Origin of the sequence: Paraclostridium sp. AKS73 (assembly GCF_025671395.1) — a bacterium.
GTDB lineage: Bacteria > Bacillota > Clostridia > Peptostreptococcales > Peptostreptococcaceae > Paraclostridium > Paraclostridium benzoelyticum.
On sequence record NZ_JAIXHU010000015.1, the window covers coordinates 33,641 to 51,412 of the forward strand.

General features: G+C 29.9%; 16 protein-coding genes and 3 pseudogenes. All 19 read right to left on the reverse strand.

Annotated elements, in window-relative coordinates; all coding sequences use genetic code 11:
* Nucleotides 1-3: 3 nt before the first annotated feature.
* Nucleotides 4-162 (reverse strand): annotated as a pseudogene (locus LEQ07_RS09990) (hypothetical protein); the annotation flags it as partial.
* Nucleotides 163-215: 53 nt separating this feature from the next.
* Nucleotides 216-1,175 (reverse strand): Hpt domain-containing protein, encoded by a 960-nt coding sequence (locus LEQ07_RS09995; protein ID WP_263330523.1) that lies wholly within the window; start codon nucleotides 1,173-1,175, stop codon nucleotides 216-218.
* A gap of 35 nt (nucleotides 1,176-1,210) precedes the next feature.
* Entirely contained in the window at nucleotides 1,211-1,798 is a 588-nt protein-coding gene (locus LEQ07_RS10000) for a methyl-accepting chemotaxis protein (RefSeq protein ID WP_263330525.1), read from the reverse strand.
* A gap of 80 nt (nucleotides 1,799-1,878) precedes the next feature.
* Entirely contained in the window at nucleotides 1,879-2,310 is a 432-nt protein-coding gene (locus LEQ07_RS10005; protein ID WP_263330526.1) for a HAMP domain-containing protein, read from the reverse strand.
* Between the two features lie 119 nt (nucleotides 2,311-2,429).
* Nucleotides 2,430-2,948, reverse strand: a complete 519-nt coding sequence (locus LEQ07_RS10010) for a hypothetical protein (protein ID WP_263330528.1) — start codon at nucleotides 2,946-2,948, stop codon at nucleotides 2,430-2,432.
* A 514-nt stretch (nucleotides 2,949-3,462) separates the two neighbouring features.
* Entirely contained in the window at nucleotides 3,463-4,929 is a 1,467-nt protein-coding gene (locus LEQ07_RS10015; protein ID WP_263330529.1) for a HAMP domain-containing methyl-accepting chemotaxis protein, read from the reverse strand.
* A gap of 236 nt (nucleotides 4,930-5,165) precedes the next feature.
* Complete coding sequence (locus tag LEQ07_RS10020) at nucleotides 5,166-6,518, reverse strand: methyl-accepting chemotaxis protein (RefSeq protein ID WP_263330531.1); 1,353 nt, start codon at nucleotides 6,516-6,518, stop codon at nucleotides 5,166-5,168.
* Nucleotides 6,519-6,529: 11 nt separating this feature from the next.
* Nucleotides 6,530-6,901, reverse strand: coding sequence for a CHASE3 domain-containing protein (locus LEQ07_RS10025; RefSeq protein WP_263330534.1), 372 nt, complete (start codon nucleotides 6,899-6,901; stop codon nucleotides 6,530-6,532).
* Between the two features lie 131 nt (nucleotides 6,902-7,032).
* The gene (locus LEQ07_RS10030; protein ID WP_263330536.1) at nucleotides 7,033-7,500 is read right to left on the reverse strand and encodes a hypothetical protein; all 468 of its coding nucleotides are present in this window, start codon (nucleotides 7,498-7,500) and stop codon (nucleotides 7,033-7,035) included.
* A 148-nt stretch (nucleotides 7,501-7,648) separates the two neighbouring features.
* Nucleotides 7,649-8,230 (reverse strand): hypothetical protein, encoded by a 582-nt coding sequence (locus LEQ07_RS10035; RefSeq protein WP_263330541.1) that lies wholly within the window; start codon nucleotides 8,228-8,230, stop codon nucleotides 7,649-7,651.
* Nucleotides 8,231-8,304: 74 nt separating this feature from the next.
* Nucleotides 8,305-10,239, reverse strand: coding sequence for a [FeFe] hydrogenase, group A (locus tag LEQ07_RS10040; RefSeq protein WP_263330542.1), 1,935 nt, complete (start codon nucleotides 10,237-10,239; stop codon nucleotides 8,305-8,307).
* 130 nt (nucleotides 10,240-10,369) lie between these two features.
* Nucleotides 10,370-11,431 (reverse strand): flavodoxin-dependent (E)-4-hydroxy-3-methylbut-2-enyl-diphosphate synthase, encoded by a 1,062-nt coding sequence (gene ispG, locus LEQ07_RS10045; protein ID WP_021433569.1) that lies wholly within the window; start codon nucleotides 11,429-11,431, stop codon nucleotides 10,370-10,372.
* A 31-nt stretch (nucleotides 11,432-11,462) separates the two neighbouring features.
* Nucleotides 11,463-12,481, reverse strand: a pseudogene (rseP, locus tag LEQ07_RS10050) (RIP metalloprotease RseP).
* Between the two features lie 12 nt (nucleotides 12,482-12,493).
* Nucleotides 12,494-13,645: a 1-deoxy-D-xylulose-5-phosphate reductoisomerase gene (locus LEQ07_RS10055; protein ID WP_021429534.1), complete on the reverse strand. Its 1,152-nt coding sequence runs from the start codon at nucleotides 13,643-13,645 to the stop codon at nucleotides 12,494-12,496.
* Between the two features lie 64 nt (nucleotides 13,646-13,709).
* Nucleotides 13,710-14,485: pseudogene (locus LEQ07_RS10060) on the reverse strand (phosphatidate cytidylyltransferase).
* Nucleotides 14,486-14,497: 12 nt separating this feature from the next.
* A complete protein-coding gene (locus tag LEQ07_RS10065) occupies nucleotides 14,498-15,232 on the reverse strand; it encodes an isoprenyl transferase (protein WP_021429498.1) in 735 nt (244 codons plus the stop codon).
* 235 nt (nucleotides 15,233-15,467) lie between these two features.
* On the reverse strand, nucleotides 15,468-15,989 hold the full coding sequence (frr, locus tag LEQ07_RS10070) for a ribosome recycling factor (RefSeq protein WP_263330546.1): 522 nt from the start codon (nucleotides 15,987-15,989) through the stop codon (nucleotides 15,468-15,470).
* 59 nt (nucleotides 15,990-16,048) lie between these two features.
* Complete coding sequence (gene pyrH, locus LEQ07_RS10075; RefSeq protein WP_021429515.1) at nucleotides 16,049-16,753, reverse strand: UMP kinase; 705 nt, start codon at nucleotides 16,751-16,753, stop codon at nucleotides 16,049-16,051.
* A gap of 66 nt (nucleotides 16,754-16,819) precedes the next feature.
* A complete protein-coding gene (gene tsf, locus LEQ07_RS10080) occupies nucleotides 16,820-17,725 on the reverse strand; it encodes a translation elongation factor Ts (RefSeq protein ID WP_046823892.1) in 906 nt (301 codons plus the stop codon).
* Between the last annotated feature and the right edge of the window lie 47 nt (nucleotides 17,726-17,772).

Consider the following 17,772-nt stretch of genomic DNA (forward strand, 5'->3'; position numbering starts at 1 on the left):
AACTACATCTTGTAATTCAGTTGTTAATTGATGTAATCTTCTAGCTTGCTTTTCAAAATTATCACGATTGAAATCTTCTAATTGAGATTGTTTTTCTACCATAGATTCAGTTGTTACAATCTCTCCTACTAAGTTCATTAGCATATCAATTTTACTTATATTTACACTTAGGTAGTTATTCTTACTATGTGTGTGATGTTGGTTTTCTTCTTGTTTTAAATCCTTTTTGTAGCTTTATTTTCTTCACTTACTTTTTCATTTTTCTCTTCTTCAATATGTTTAATATTTTCTTCAATAACTACTTCTTCTTTTATTTCATCAGCTTTTACTTCAGAAATAACATCTTTTTCTTCTTCTACTGTTATAGCTATCTCTTCCTCAAGTTTTTCTTCAACTGAAGAACTTATATTAAATATACTTTCTAATTCAGCTGTATCTGTAACCTCTTGTATTTCTAAATTCTCTAAAAACATAGTTTCTTGGATACATTGCTCTATTGACTCTTTTTCTTCTTGTGTACTTAAATATATTCTAAAGCCATCACTTATTATTTCATTATCACATTCAACTTCTAAATTTTCTGGTATTGTTTTTATAAATGAGCACTTACTTTCAATCATAGCAAGTACGCCTAAAGCTCTAATGCCCTCCATACCGCATCCATCTTCAAATGAAACTTTAGCATAAAACTGTTTTTCTCCATCCTTAGGCATTTTTATCTCAATTTGTTCCTCTAACTCGCTACCTTGTTCTAGGTCTTTTTCTTCATTTTCAGATTCTTCTTTTAATAAACCAGCTACTCTCTCAAGTAGTTCATCTATACTAGCTTCTGGAAGTAACCCATCCTGAACATTTAATATTTCTTCCTTTAAAAAATCTATACTTACCAAAACTACATCAACTAGTTCTTCCCACTTATTATTAGAAAGTTCTCTTCCATTTCTTATTTCATCAAAAACGTCTTCTATGCTATGTGTAAGCTTAGTTAAACTGTCATATCCCATCATAGCCGAAGACCCTTTAATAGTATGCATTGCACGGAAAATTTCTTCAATTGCTTCTTTTCCTAATTTTCCTGTATCAGATTGCCCAACAAGTAGAATTTCTTCTAATTGTTCTAATAATTGCATATTCTCATGAACATAAAATTCATTTAAAGAATCCATTCCGCTCATACTCTGTCTCCTTTATTAGTTAAACTTTTAAATTTTTAATCATTCGTAGCAAAATAATTTACTTCGTTTTTATCAAAATCTATATTTTTATTTGAATCTTTTAAAACAAACTTGTCTATAAGTGATTTTAGCATTTGAGCTTGCCCACTTAATTCTTCACTTGCTGCTGCACTTTCTTCTGATGTTGCTGAATTTGTCTGTACAACTTCAGAAATTTGATCTACTCCTAATGTAACCTGAGCAATTGAATTAGCCTCATCTTCAGATGCTTTTGCTATATCATTAACTAGTGCAGTAGTTTTGCTAGTTGTATTTATTATCTTTTGAAGCGACTGAGCTGTATTATCTACAATTTTTGTTCCATTTTCTACTGCTTCTATTGAATTTTCAATTAATGTAGATGTATTCTTTGCTGCTTCTGCTGATTTTGCTGCAAGATTTCTTACTTCATCTGCAACTACTGCAAATCCTTTGCCAGCTTCTCCTGCTCTTGCAGCTTCTACTGCTGCATTTAATGCTAATATATTAGTTTGGAATGCTATATCATCTATTGTTTTTATAATTCTTCCAATTTCATTAGATGTAAATGATATATCTTCCATTGCTTTAACCATTTCTTTCATTTGCTCATTACCATCTTTAACTTGATTAGCTGCATTTAAAGTTAATGAATTAGCTTTTTTTGCATTTTCTGCAGTTCCTTTTATTTTTCAGAAATTTCATTTATAGTAGAAGATAATTCTTCAATTGCACTTGCTTGTTCTGTTGCCCCTTGTGATAACATTTGAGATCCACTAGCAACTTGATCAGATGCAGCTCCTACCTCCTCAGATGCTATGTTTATTTGTTCCATCGTTTCGCTTAAATCATTTGTTATTCTATTTATAGATTTTTCAATGTATTTAAAAACTCCTATATATTCAGCATTAGTATCTGTATTGAAATTTCCCGATGAAACATCCCCTAAAACTCTAACAGTATCTTCTATAATATCTTTTATTTTATTACTCATTTGAGTCATGCTATTTGATAAAACTCCTAATTCATCTTTTGACTCATAATTTAAATCAATATCAAAATCTCCAACAGCCATTTTGTTAGCAGCTACTTCTAATTCCTCAATTGGTTTTTTCAAACTTCTTGTAATGTAAATACATATAATAACTCCTGATGCTATACTAATTACATTTAATGTCGTTGATATAATTTGTGAAGTTTTTACTGACGCAGATACATCTTTATCAAAATCAGCTCCTATTTTTCTGCCTCTTTATAAAGATTTTCTGCCGTTTCTGTACATGCAGTAAACACTTGTGCGTATCCAGTAAGATCTATTTCAGTCATAGGACCTTTAAAATTTGGTTGTTGAGTTGCATTATATATCTTTTCATACTCTTGCTTTAATTGCTTTTCATATTCCTCGATGCTATCAAGATATTGGCTAATTTTTTTATTTTCTATAGCTTTTTCTGGCCCACTTCTTATATCTTGAATTCTCTTTTCAAGGCTATCAAACTCTGCCAAAACTAACTTTCTTGTTTCTACATGCTCATTATCTGCAAATCCACCGTTAATTCTTCTTGAAATTCCAACTAAATCTCTACGTATTCCCATGGCATCAGTATTTAATTCATATGGTCCTTCAAATAACTCATGGCTTACTCTCCCTGCTTCTTTCAAATTATACAATGTATATAAATTTGAAACTGTTGTAAGCAATAATAAAATTACAAAACAGATACCTAGCTTTTTACCTATTTTTAAATCCTTCATGTGTATGCCTCCCCCGTACTTCATTTTGAATAAAGTTAAATAAAATTAGTTCATTTAATAAAACAGTTTATCTTATTTTTTATACGGATAAATCCATGTATACTTAGAATATAATTATATAAATAAAATTTTTTTCACTTTGAAATTAATTTTTCTATTCATAAAAATAGAAGCTTTAAAGCTTCTATTTTTTATAAAAATTTATTAATAATATTTAATTTTTCATATTAATTTGAACCTACTCTTTGTCCTTCATCACTACCAAAACTTATATTATTCTTAAACTTATTTTCGTTCTTTATCTTAAAGTTCTCTATTAAAGATTTCAACATTTGCGCTTGTCCATTTAATTCTTCACTTGCTGCTGCACTTTCCTCTGATGTTGCTGAGTTTGTCTGTACAACCTCAGAAATTTGTTCAACACCTAATGTAACTTGAGATATTGAATTAGCTTCTTCTTCAGACGCTTTTGCTATATCATTTACTAATTTAGCTGTTCTATTTGCTGTATTTATTATTTTTCAAGGGACTCTGCTGTATTGTCTACAATTTTCGTTCCATTTGCTACTGCTTCTATTGAATTTTCAATCAATGTAGATGTATTTTTTGCTGCCTCTGCTGATTTTGCTGCAAGATTTCTTACTTCATCTGCAACTACTGCAAATCCTTTCCCTGCTTCTCCTGCTCTTGCTGCCTCTACTGCTGCATTTAATGCTAATATATTGGTTTGGAAGGCTATATCATCTATTGTTTTTATTATTCTTCCTATTTCAGTTGATGCAAATGTTATATCCTCCATTGCTTTAACCATTTCTTTCATTTGGTTATTACCTTCTTGAACTTGTTTTGCGGCATTTAAAGATAATGAATTAGCCTGCTTAGCATTTTCAGATGTGCCTTTAATCTTTTCAGATATCTCAGAAATAGTTGAAGATAACTCTTCAATTGCACTTGCTTGTTCTGTTGCCCCTTGTGATAACATTTGAGATCCACTTGCAACCTGATCTGATGCAGCTCCAACTTCTTCAGAGGCTATATTTATTTGCTCCATTGTTTCACTTAAATCAGTTGTTATTTTGTTTATAGAGTTCTCAATATATTTAAAAACTCCTATATATTCTGCATTTGTCTCTGCATTAAAGTTTCCTGATGCAACTTCACCTAAAACTCTAACTGTATCTTCTATAATATCCTTTATTTCGTTACTCATTTTAATCATACTTCTTGATAAAGATCCTAATTCATCCTCTGATTCATAATTAACATCAATATCAAAATTTCCACTAGCCATTTTATTAGCAGCTACTTCAAGTTCTTCTATAGGTTTTTTTAAACTTCTTGTTATATACACACATATAACTACACCTATGATTACCGAAATAATATTTAATGTTATAGATATCGATCTTGAAGTTGATGATGTTTCTTTTACACTTTGATTAAATTGAGTTCCTAATGTTTCTGCATTTTCATATAAATTTACAGATTGATCTACACAAGAACTATATATATCCCAATATTTTGTATTTTGTGCCGTTATTTCTTCAGCGTGTTTGTAATCCTTTTTTTCTAAAAGGGCATAAACTTGTTCATATTCATTTTTTAAATTGTTAATTGAACTTCTTAAATTAGCAATTGATGTTTGGCTCTTTTTTATAATTTCACTTTCTTCACCTGAAAAAGACTTTTCAATTAAATCAATTCTTTTATTCACACTATCAAAATCTTCTAAAATTGTCTTTCTATACTCCACTGGTTGTTCTCTCAAAATTGAATTCCCTATATTTCTACCTATAGAAACCAAGTCTCTACGAATTCCCATACTCTCACTTGTAACCATATATGGTCCTTTAAATAAATCATCATTTAGTTCTTCAGCTTTTTTTAAGTTTGATATAGAATAAAGATTTGCAGCTACCGTAACTAATAACACCACAATAAAAGACAAACTTAATTTTTTACCTATTTTTAAATTTTTCATACATAACCCTCCTTGCTTTAACTTTGCTGATATTACAAATCAAAATAATTTGCTCTATCTTTATACGGATAAATATATACATGCTTTAGAGTTTAATTGTCAGAAATTAGCTCTATTAAATATTAAAATCTTTTTATTAAATAACTTTTTAATTTAAACTAATAACTATATCTACAAATACTATTTAATTACAAAAATAAAAAAAGAAGCTTTAAAGCTTCTTTTTTATTTTGTAATTAATAATTATTAAATGCTAATTCATTTTCTTCATCTTCATTAAAATTTATATTATTATTTGATCTGTTTATACCTTTCAAGTTAAAGTTATCTATAAGTGATTTTAACATTTGAGCTTGTCCATTTAACTCTTCACTTGCTGCTGCACTTTCTTCTGATGTTGCTGAGTTTGTTTGTACAACTTGCGAAATTTGATCTACACCTAATGTTACTTGATTTATAGAGTTTGATTCATCCTCTGATGCTTTTGCTATATCATTTACTAAAGCAGTAGTTCTATTAGTTGTACTTATTATTTTCTGAAGTGACTCTGCCGTATTGTCTACAATTTTTGTTCCATTCTCTACTGCATCTATTGAATTTTCAATTAATGTAGCTGTATTCTTTGCTGCTTCTGCTGATTTTGCTGCAAGATTTCTTACTTCATCTGCAACTACTGCAAATCCTTTACCAGCTTCTCCTGCTCTTGCTGCTTCCACTGCTGCATTTAATGCTAATATATTAGTTTGGAATGCTATATCATCTATTGTCTTTATTATTCTTCCTATTTCATTTGATGTAAATGTTATATCTTCCATTGCTTTGATCATTTCTTTCATTTGCTCATTACCTTCTTGAACTTGTTTTGCTGCATTTAAAGTTAACGAATTAGCTTGCTTTGCATTTTCTGAAGTTCCTTTTATCTTTTCAGATATTTCATTTATAGTAGAAGATAATTCTTCGATTGCACTTGCTTGCTCTGTTGCTCCTTGTGATAACATTTGAGACCCACTAGCAACTTGATCGGATGCAGCTCCTACTTCTTCAGCTGCTGTATTTATCTGTTCCATTGTCTCACTTAAATCAATTGTTATTTTATTTATAGAGTTTTCAATATATTTAAAAACCCCTATATAATTTGCATTTGTCTCTGTGTTAAAGTTCCCTGATGCTACATCTCCTAAAACTCTAACTGTGTCAGTTATAATTTCTTTTATTTCTCTACTCATTTTATCCATACTACTTGATAAAGTTCCAAGTTCATCTTTCGATTCATAACTTACAGAAATATCAAAATCTCCACTAGCCATTTTATTAGCAGCTATTTCAAGTTCTTCTATAGGTTTCTTTAAACTTCTTGTTATGTATATACATATTATTATCCCTACCCCTATAGCAAAAACACTACTAGCTATTGATATCGCAGTAGCTTTTGAAGAAATTTCTTTTACTTCTTTATTAAATTCTATTCCTCTAGCCTCTGCCTTTTCATTAAGAGCTGTTGCTGTTTCAACACACTTGTTATAAACTTCCCAGTATGGTGTATTTTTTTCAGTTATTTTTATAGCTCCATCGTAGTCCCCTCTTTCCATAGCAGATTGAACTATTTCAAATTGTTCCCTAAATTTACAATAGATGATTCAATGTCATCTATTAACTTTTTATCTCCATCAAATGAACTTCTAAGCAACTTTATATTTTCCTCAACGCTATCAAAGTCTTCTCGTACTATCTTCCCATAATATTCTGGGCTTTTTTCTATCATTGCATTTCCCATATTCCTACCAATAGAAACTAAATCCCTACGAATTTTCATAGTTTGATTTGTTGATTTATAAGGTCCTTCAAATAACTGATTACTTAGCTTTTCTGATTTTTTCAGGTTATTTATAGCATAAAAATTTGCACATGCTGTAATAATTAATAAAATACCAAAAGATATAATTAATTTTTTACTTATTTTCCAGTTTCTCATAAACGTATCTCCTTACCCCTTAATTTTTAATTTATTTGTAATTATGATACGGATAAATGTTTTAACACTTTAGATTTTATTTATCAAATAAAAATAAAAAAGGCTTATAAAGCCTTTTTTTATTTTTTTCTCTATTTAGTTTTTATTCCAAAGAATTCTTTTGTATCATTCATAAATTTATTGAAATCTGATTTTACATTTTCATCAACTTTTAATGTATCACTTAGTCCTTGTCTAAATTCAACTTCTGATTTAGACATTAAATCACTTGGTATTTCACCTAATTTTTTAATTCTAGTATTTAATTCTTTACTTAATTTTTCTGATTCAGATATTAATTTATCATTCATTTCTTTTACTTTAGGATCTTTAGTATCAACTTTTTTTAGTGATGTTGTAAATTCATCGACTTGTTTCTTGCTTTCTTCATAATTTTTCTTTAAATCTGCTACATATTTTTCATTTCCTGGGTAATCTTTTGTAGCTTCATCTACTCTTATTTGCTCATAACCATTGTAGTTGTCTAATCTAGCCATATTAGTTTGATACATCTTTCCAAACTCTGTTTTGTAATTTTCTAAAGTCATATCTTTATACATGTTGTCTATATTTTCAGTTGTTGATTGTGTTGCTTTTTTTCTTCTGTTTTTCAGCTGTTTTATTTGTACATCCTACAGCACCGAAAGTAAGTACTCCTATTAATCCTAGCATTACAAGTTTTGAATATTTCATGATTTACCTCCAAGTTTATTTGTTTAATTCTATATTTAAATAACTTTTTATACTTTTTATAGAATTTCCAAACTTCTCCGTAATTATTTCAGATATTTGAAAATTTGATTCTATATAATCTATAAAGTTCTCTGAATCTAAAGAATGTTTTTCGCTGGGGATGGATTCCAAAGCATTTATCTTACTATTTATTTCAGTTATTAAACTATTGCTATTTTCTACTAAATCATTATTCATATCAGTGAGTTTTAAATCTTGCATTACCAAATTATTCATATCTTTCTTAAATCCTGATATATGCCTTTCACATATTACTAGTAAATTTTTGTATTCATCAAGATAGTCTGTATTACTTGTTAGTTCTTGATTTTCCAAAAACTTCTCAGCATTATCAAATTCTTCTATATATAGAGGTTCTATATATTTTTTATATGAACTAGTAAATTGCTCATTATATTCAAAAATGCTTAATCCATTTTGATTAGCACTTTCATTATTGTTTAAATTATGATTAGTATTTTTATAAAAACTACATCCACCTAATAAAACATTACCAATTATAATACAAATCATTGATAATATTTTAATATTACGCATAAAAATTCTCCTTCCAACAGACTACATTCATATTATCCCTATAAAATCAATTTTTATTTATCTAAATGAAATATTTATTTTTTTACTTTGACAAAGTACTTTGTATGAAGGAGTTCATGTGCTTTATGACTCAATGGTTTACCTAAGTACTTATCATAAATAGCTTGTACCGCTGGGTTTTCCTTTGATACTCTTAAATCAGATGATTTATCTATGTTATTTAATCCCTCTGCTCTTTTTTCTATACTTTCAATTCTTTTTTTAGCTTTAGGTTGACCTCCGCCACCTACACAGCCACCTGGACATGCCATTATCTCTATTGCATGGAAAAATTCTTCTTTTGCTCTTATTTTATCTAGCATTTTCCCGGCTTCCTTTAACCCATATGCAACTCCTATTCTAAGTTTTATTCCATCTACTTCTAAATCGCATGCTCTAAATGAATCCCATCCTCTTAAGCAAGTAAATTCTACATTTTCTAACTTTTTGCCAGTCATGTTTTCTATTGCTGTTCTAGTTGCAGCTTCAATTACACCACCAGTTCTTCCAAATATTATTCCAGCGCCTGTATATTCACCTAAAACTTGATCTATTTCTTGATCCTCAATTTCTTTTAAATCTATTCCTGAGTCTTCAAATATTTTTATAAGCTCTCTAGTCGTTATAACATAATCTACATCATAGTTTAGCCCTCTTGAAAACTCATGTCTTGATGCCTCATACTTCTTAGCTATACATGGCATTATAGCTACAGATGTTACTTCATCTCTACTAAGTCCTTTTTCTTCTTTAGCCCACAAGTCTTTAGCAACTGTAGCAAACATCTGCATTGGAGATTTTGCACTTGATGGAACATCTAACATATCTCCGTAGTTTTGTTCTATAAATTTAACCCAAGCAGGACAACAAGATGTAAGTATCGGAAGCTTAACATCTTTATCCCCTGCAAAGTGTTTTTCTAATCTTTCTTGTAGTTCCGCTGCCTCTTCCATTATTGTAAGGTCTGCTGCCCAAGTAGTATCAAATACATAGTCTACACCTAACTTTCTAAGTGCCGCAGCAATTTTTTTCTCAACATTTGTTCCTGGTTCAAATCCAAATGCTTCTCCTATAGCTACCCTTATAGCTGGTGCCATTTGAGTAATTACAATTTTGTTAGGAGTAGCTAAATCTCTTAAAAATTTAAGAGTATTATCCCCAGCAGTTATAGCATCAACTGGGCATGATGCTATACATTGGCCACAATGAGTACACCTATTGTAGTCAATATAATGTTGTTCTTTTCTTTCTCCTATTATACAATCAACAGGACAAGCCCTTTTGCATGCCCCGCATCCTATACATTTACCAGTTATAGTAAGCTTAATAAGATTATTACATTGAGCTGTATAGCATTTTTCATCTTCTATATGCTCTTCTATTTCCTCATAAAATTTATCTATTATTTCTTGCATTATATTGTGCTTTTGATTTAAAGTATCTTTTACTTCATTTGCAAGTTCTCTTAATATGAAAACATCTCTCATATTAGATCTTCCTTTACTAATTCTATCTAATATCTTCCACATTTCCATTATTTCATTTTTAACTTTTGCATATTTTTTAAATTTATCATCTTTCATTCTTCCCATTAAGAAATCTATGTAGAATTTAGCATACTGAACTATACAGTCTTCTTGAGAAAGAATTATTATAGTTCTACTACATTCTGAGTTAAATAAACTAAAGTCTAGTTCTTTCTCTAAACTATCTTCTGTTAAAAAACCTCCAAATGGAATTCCCAATTGAGCTGCTTTAAAATCCCTATTTTTTATTATTCCTCCAGCTAAATCTATAATATCCTTAAGTGTTGCACTTTCCGGAACTTCTATAATTCCGGGGTTATTTATTTTACCTGAAATAGCAATCTTTCTACTACTATCAGTAATTTGCTTTAGCTCTTCTTCACTAAACACTGTGAAAACAGATCCCAATGAACTTTGAATTATTGTTGATTTATTATCTCCCATTTTGAACTCTCCTTAAATAGAAATTAAATTTACATTATTAATTAACTTCTCCATTATTGTAACATAATATTCCAATTAATTTTTGTAAAAAAAGTTAAGTTGAAACATAATGTATCAACTTAACTTTTTATTATTTATTAAATTTATCTATCTCATTCAAAAGCTCTTCAACTAAGTTATCGCCCTTTATTTTTCTGATTATTTCACCTTTTTTAAATAATAATCCTTCCCCTTTTCCTCCTGCAATTCCTATATCTGCTTCTTTAGCTTCTCCAGGACCGTTAACTGCACATCCCATTATAGCAACAGTCATATCCTTATCTACTTTATTGATTTTTTCTTCAACTTCATTTACTACACTTATAAGATCTATATTACATCTTCCACATGTTGGGCAAGATATAACCTTTATTTTATCATTTAGTAAATCCAAGCTTCTAAGTATCTCTTTTCCTACTATAACTTCTTCTGTAGGGTCTCCTGTCAGAGATATTCTTATCGTATCTCCTATTCCTTTTAATAAAAGAGCACCTACTCCTATAGAGGATTTTATAGTTCCTTTTTTTACACTTCCTGATTCTGTTATCCCTATATGAAGAGGGTAATCAACTTTTTTAGATATAAGTTCATATGCCTCTATAGTTTTGTAAATATCAGATGATTTAAGCGATATAACAATATTGCAAAAATCTAAATCTTCAAGTATTTTAACATGCCCAAGAGCACTTTCTACAAGAGCTTCAGCTGTAGCAGATCCATACTTTTCTAGAAGTTCTTTTTCTAATGAACCTCCATTTACACCTATTCTTATTTTAAGATTTTTTTCTTTACATTTATTTACAACCATCTTAACTTTCTCTATACTACCTATATTTCCTGGGTTAATTCTAACTCCATCAACCCCTTGGTCAATAGCCTCTAAAGCTAATCTATGGTCAAAATGTATATCTGCAATCACAGGTATATTTACATTTTTCTTAATTTCACCTATATTTTTAGCAGCTTCCATATCTGGCACAGCAACTCTAACTACATCACATCCAACTTCTTCTAATCTTTTAATTTGCTCTATTGTAGCTTTTGCATCTCTTGTATCTGTATTTGTCATAGATTGTATAGATATAGGATTATTCCCACCTATCTTTAAACTTCCTACACTAACTTCTCTACTAAGTCTTCTTTCGTAACTCATAATCTCACCTTCACTTTCTAGTAAAACGTTGCTACATTCCAACTAATCTAACTATGTCTTTATATGTTACAAATAACATAAACACCATTAATGCTCCAAATCCAATTAGATTTACCATACCTTCTTTTTCTGGATCTATCTTTTTCCCACCTCTTAAAAACTCTATAAATAAGAAGAATAATCTTCCTCCATCAAGAGCTGGTATAGGAAGTAGATTTAATACTCCTAAGTTTAAACTTATTACAGCTGCTAAATATAACACATTCATTACACCTACTTTTGTAGCATCTGCAACTATGCTTATTACACCTATTGGTCCTGCAACTGAACCCTCTAATCCACCTGGTAAGTTTCCTGTTATTAATTTGCCTAAAAATCCAATCATTTGACCTAACATAGCTATAGTTGATTTTATAGCCATTCCAAATGATCCCAGAATATCTTTTTTATTTTCTGGATATATACCTATTAAGTAGTTACCCTCTTTAGGCTCTGGAGTAACCTCTATTTGTTTTTCTTTTCCATTTCTATCAATAGTTAATTTTAATTCTTTTCCCTTGGAATCTTGAATGTTTTTACTTAATTCATTCCAATTTTTTATATTATTACCATTGATTTCAGTTACAGTATCTCCAGCTTGAATCCCAGCTTTTTGAGCAACACTTCCGTCTATAACCTCTTTTAATGTTGTGCTTGGCATTCCTTGATACATGTATATACCTGCTAAAATTACAGCTGTCAGAATTATATTAAAAAATGGCCCTGCAAATAATATACTTGCTCTTTGAAGTATACTCTTATTTCCAAATGCTCTTGGGTCATGTGAGTCTCCATCTTCACCTTCCATAGCAACATATCCTCCAAGAGGAAGTAGTCTTATACTATATACTGTTTCACCTTTTTTAAAGCTATATATTTTCGGTCCCATACCAATAGCAAATTCATGAATTCTAACACCTGCTTTTTTGCAAATAAAAAGTGCCCAAGTTCATGAATAAAAACTATCACACCAAAAGCTAAAATAGCTATTAATATAGTTATTATATTCATATTTTCACCATCCTATTTTATACACTGTTTTACAAACTCACGGCTCCAATTGTCTATATGTAATATCTCTTCTAATGTCGGTTTTTCTATACTTTTATGTGCTTCTAACGTTTTTTCAATATACTTAGGAATATCGTAAAACTTAATTTTATCTTCTAAAAATTCATTTACTAAAACTTCATTTGCCGCATTTAATACTGCACAGTATGTACCTCCCATTTTTAAACTATCATAAGCTAGTTTCAAGCATGGGAATGTATTTAAATCTGGCTTTTCAAATGTTAAGCTGCTTAGTTTAGAAAAATCTAATCTTTCAAAATCATTAAGTAGTCTATTTGGATATGTTAGAGCATACTGTATAGGTAATTTCATATCAGGGCATCCCATCTGAGCAATTATAGAACTATCTACAAACTGAACCATAGAATGTATTATACTTTGAGGGTGAACCACTACATCTATTTTATCCGGTTCTACATTAAATAACCATTTAGCTTCTATAACTTCTAATCCCTTATTCATAAGTGTTGATGAGTCTATGCTGATTTTTCTTCCCATACTCCAATTCGGATGTTTTAATGCTTCATTTTTAGTTACATGTTCTAGTTCTTGCTTAGATTTACCTCTAAATGGTCCTCCTGATGCAGTTAAAATTATACTATCTATTTCTTTGTTATTTTCCCCATTTAAGCATTGAAATATAGCACTATGTTCACTATCTACAGGAAGTATATCTACATTTCTTTTCTTCGCCTCTTCCATTACTAATTGACCTGCTGTAACTAAAGTTTCTTTGTTTGCAAGTGCTATAGTCTTGCCTTTTTTTATTGCTTCAAGAGTAGGCACTAAACCTATCATACCTACTATAGCAGTTAAAAGTACATCTATTTCATCTAAAGATGATATTTGTACCAAGCCTTCCATTCCACTTAAAACTTTTATATCTATATCGCTTGGTATCATATTTTTTAATGCTTTAGCACTATCTTCATCATATACAGCAACATACTTTGGTTTAAATTCAGTTATTTGTTCTAATAATAAATTTATGCTACTATTTGCAGATATAGCTACTACTTCAAACTTATCTTTATTTTTTCTCACTACATCTAATGTTTGAGTTCCTATAGAACCTGTTGACCCCAATATTGATATTCTTTTCATTGCCTTTGTATTCCTTTCTGATAATTTAAATATTATACAATTAAAGCTTCAGAAACCCCTGAAGCTAAATAAATAAATATATTGCATAATAAACAAATGGTGCTACTAGTATAACACTATCAAATCTATCTAATATACCACCATGTCCTGGTATTAATTTTCCATAATCTTTTATTCCTACGTATCTTTTTATAGCTGATGCAAATAGATCTCCAAATTGTGCTACAATACTTCCTATACTTCCCACTAAAACCATGTGAGGTATATCTAACTTGAATATATAGCCAAATATTACACAACAAATTGTAGATCCTAAAATTCCGCCAATACTGCCTTCGATTGTCTTTTTAGGACTTATTGTAGGTATTAGTTTGTGTTTTCCAAATAAATACCCACTAAAATATGCAAATGTATCTGTCATAAATGATATAATAAATATCAACCATACATAAATTGCACCTAATTTAAAATCATTAATTGTTAAAACTATATAATCTAAGAATATAGGAACATAAAATATTCCTATAAATGTTATAGAAAATCTATAATATTTTTCTTGCCTGATAAAATATAAATTATTCCTACCAAAAATAGTAAAAATACAATTACATATGTGTATTCATTTTTCAAATTTAAAATATGCTTTAAAGACAAGTATACGGCAAATAAATATCCTAAAATACTTATAGGTTGTATATTTTTACTTTTAAATGCCTTATAAAACTCATCCAATGCAATAATTCCTATAATAGCTTCTGCTATATATAGTGGTAGCCCCCCATATATTACAAATAGTAATAATGGTATTAGCGCTAATGCAGCAATGATTCTTACAACCATAAAATAATCTCCTTACTTAAGTCCACCAAACCTTCTATCTCTACTTTGGTAAACATATATAGCTTTTCTTACTTCATTCCCATCGAAGTCAGGCCAGTATACATCTGTAAAATAAAATTCTGAATATGCAATTTCCCATAATAAGAAGTTACTTATTCTCTGTTCACCACTAGTTCTTATAATTAAGTCTGGGTCCGGTATAGACTTAGTGCTTAAATATTTTGTTATAGTATCTTCAGTTATATCTTCTATATCTATTTTACCACTTTTACAATTTTTTACTATATCTACAACTGCATTTTTTATATCATTTCTACTACCATAATTTAATGCTATATTTAAGTTTAATCCAGTATTATCTTTAGTTATATCAATTGCATTTTTTATAGCATCTAGAGATTTACCAGGTAATACATCTATATCACCAATAGTTGTTATTTTTACATTATTTTTATGTAGTTCTTTAAGCTCTTTGTTTAGATATGTATAAAGTAGGTTCATTAAAGCATCTACCTCTAACTTTGGTCTTTTCCAATTTTCTGTAGAAAATGCATATAAAGTTAAGTGCTTTACCCCTAATGCTGAACACTCTTTAGTTACAGCTCTTATAGCTTCAACTCCAGCTTTATGACCCACTGTTCTTGGAAGGAGTCTTTCTTTTGCCCATCTCCCATTCCCGTCCATTATTATTGCTATATGAGTAGGTACGTTACTTAAGTTTATGTCATATATAGTGTTTTTATTCATAAACTACCTCCCAATAAAATTTTCTGACTCCTATTTTAAGGAGTCAGCAAAGTATGTTTGTATTATTTCTATACTATTTCCTACTTTAGATATTTTAATAACTCTGGGAATAATTAAAGTATCTTGATCTTTGTAACCATTTATAGTAGTTATAGTATATTGTTTATTTTCTTTTTTAAAAAGCTCTCTACTTCTTCAGTATGAAGTCCTAATAAGTTATAATAACTTTCCAATATTATACCGCCATTATATCTTGTTCTTTAGCTTTTAATAACGCATCTACTTCTTTTACAAACTTATCAGTTAATTTTTGAACTTCATCTTGAGATTTCTTTAAATCATCTTCAGTTATATCGCCATCTTTTTCCATTTTTTTAAGTTTATCGTTAGCATCTCTTCTTTCATTTCTTAATCTAACTTTAAACTCTTCTGCTACTTTACCAGCTTGTTTAGCTAATTCTTTTCTTCTTTCTTCTGTTAAAGCTGGAACTGATATTCTTATAACTTGTCCATCATTAGTTGGGTTTAATCCTAAGTCTGAATTTCTTATAGCTTTCTCTATTTCAGCCATAGCAGTCTTATCCCAAGGATTTATCATTAAAGTTCTAGGTTCTGGAACTGATATTGCCCCTACTTGATTTACAGGAGTTGGTGTTCCATAGTAATCAACTCTTATTTTATCTAACATTTGAGCATTAGCTCTTCCTGCTCTTATTGTAGTAAATTCTGATTTAAGAGCTTCTATTGTTTTATTCATTTTTTCTTCTAATTGTTTTTTACTTGTGCGCTCATTATATTTTCCTCCTTAAAAGTTTATTATTTTACAGTAGTTCCTATATTTTCACCCATAACCGCTTTTATTATATTCTCTGTAGAAAGTTCAAATACCTTTATTGGTATCTTATTATCCATACATAAAGATGTAGCAGTTGAGTCCATAACTTTAAGTTCTTTTTGTAAAACTTCTATATAACTAAGTTCTGTAAACTTTTTAGCATCCGCATGTACCTTTGGATCTTTATCATATACTGCATCAACATTTTTTGCTAATAATATAACTTCTGATTCCATTTCTGCAGCACGAAGTGCAGCTGCTGTATCAGTTGAGAAGTAAGGATTTCCTGTTCCCGCTCCGAATATAACAACTCTAGATTTTTCTAAGTGTCTAACTGCCTTTCTTCTTATATAAGGTTCTGCTATTTGTCTCATTTCTATAGCAGTTTGCACTCTTGTTAATACATCTATGTTTTCAAGAGCATCTTGTAGAGCCATAGCATTCATAACTGTAGCTAACATTCCTATGTAGTCAGCAGTAGTTCTGTCCATACCTTCTGATGTTCTTCCTCTCCAGAAGTTACCTCCTCCAACAACTACAGCTACTTCTACACCTATACCTTGAATTTGTTTTATAGCATTAGCTATTTCATTTACAACATCATTGTTTATACCAAATCCCTTTTCTCCAGCTAGTGCTTCTCCACTTAATTTAAGTAATACTCTTTTATACATCGGCTTTGTCATTTGAAATCCTCCTTAGTTAATCCACTTTTTAAAAAAGAGAACACCGAAGTGTTCTCTTTTGGTTAATTACTTAAGTTGCTTAGCAACCTCTTCAGCAAAGTTTTCTTCTTTCTTTTCTATACCTTCACCAACTTCGAATCTTACGACTCTAGCAACCTTTATTTCAGAACCTACTTTTTTAGCAACGTCTGCAACTAATTGCTTTATAGTTAAATCTGGGTTTTTAACGAAAGTTTGCTCTACTAAACAAACTTCTTTTAATTGTTTTTCTAATCTTCCCTTTATCATCTTTTCAACTATATTAGCTGGTTTTCCTTCATTTAATGCTTGTTGAGTTAATATTTCTGTTTCATGAGCTATGTAGTCTTGGTCTACGTCATCTTTAGAAACATACTTAGGATTCATAGCAGCAACTTGCATAGCTATATCTTTTCCCATTGCTAATACGTCAGCATCTCTTGCTTCTGTTTCTAATTCAACTAATACACCTATTTTACCACCACCGTGGATGTATCCTGCAACTTGTCCGTTAGTAGATACTTTTTCGAATCTTCTTATGTCTAACTTTTCTCCTATAGTAGCTATTCTGTTGTTTAATACTTCAGATAAAGCTCCTTCTTTATGAGATTCAGTTAATAGTCCAGCTACATCTTCTTTCTCAGTAGCTAAAGCCATTTCAGCAACATCTTTAACGAAAGTTTTGAAATCTTCGTTTTTAGCAACGAAATCTGTTTCTGAGTTTATCTCAACTATAGCACCAACTGTGTTATCAGCGTTCATTTCTATAGCAACTAATCCTTCAGCAGCTATTCTATCAGATTTCTTAGCAGCTTTAGATAATCCTTTTTCTCTTAATAAATCTATAGCTCTTTCCATATTTCCTTCAGCTTCTTGTAAAGCTTTTTTACAGTCCATCATTCCGGCACCTGTAGTTTCTCTTAACTCTTTAACCATTTGTGCAGTTATAGCCATTGGTATTCCCTCCTATATATTACTAATGGTAAGGGTATGCCCCCTTA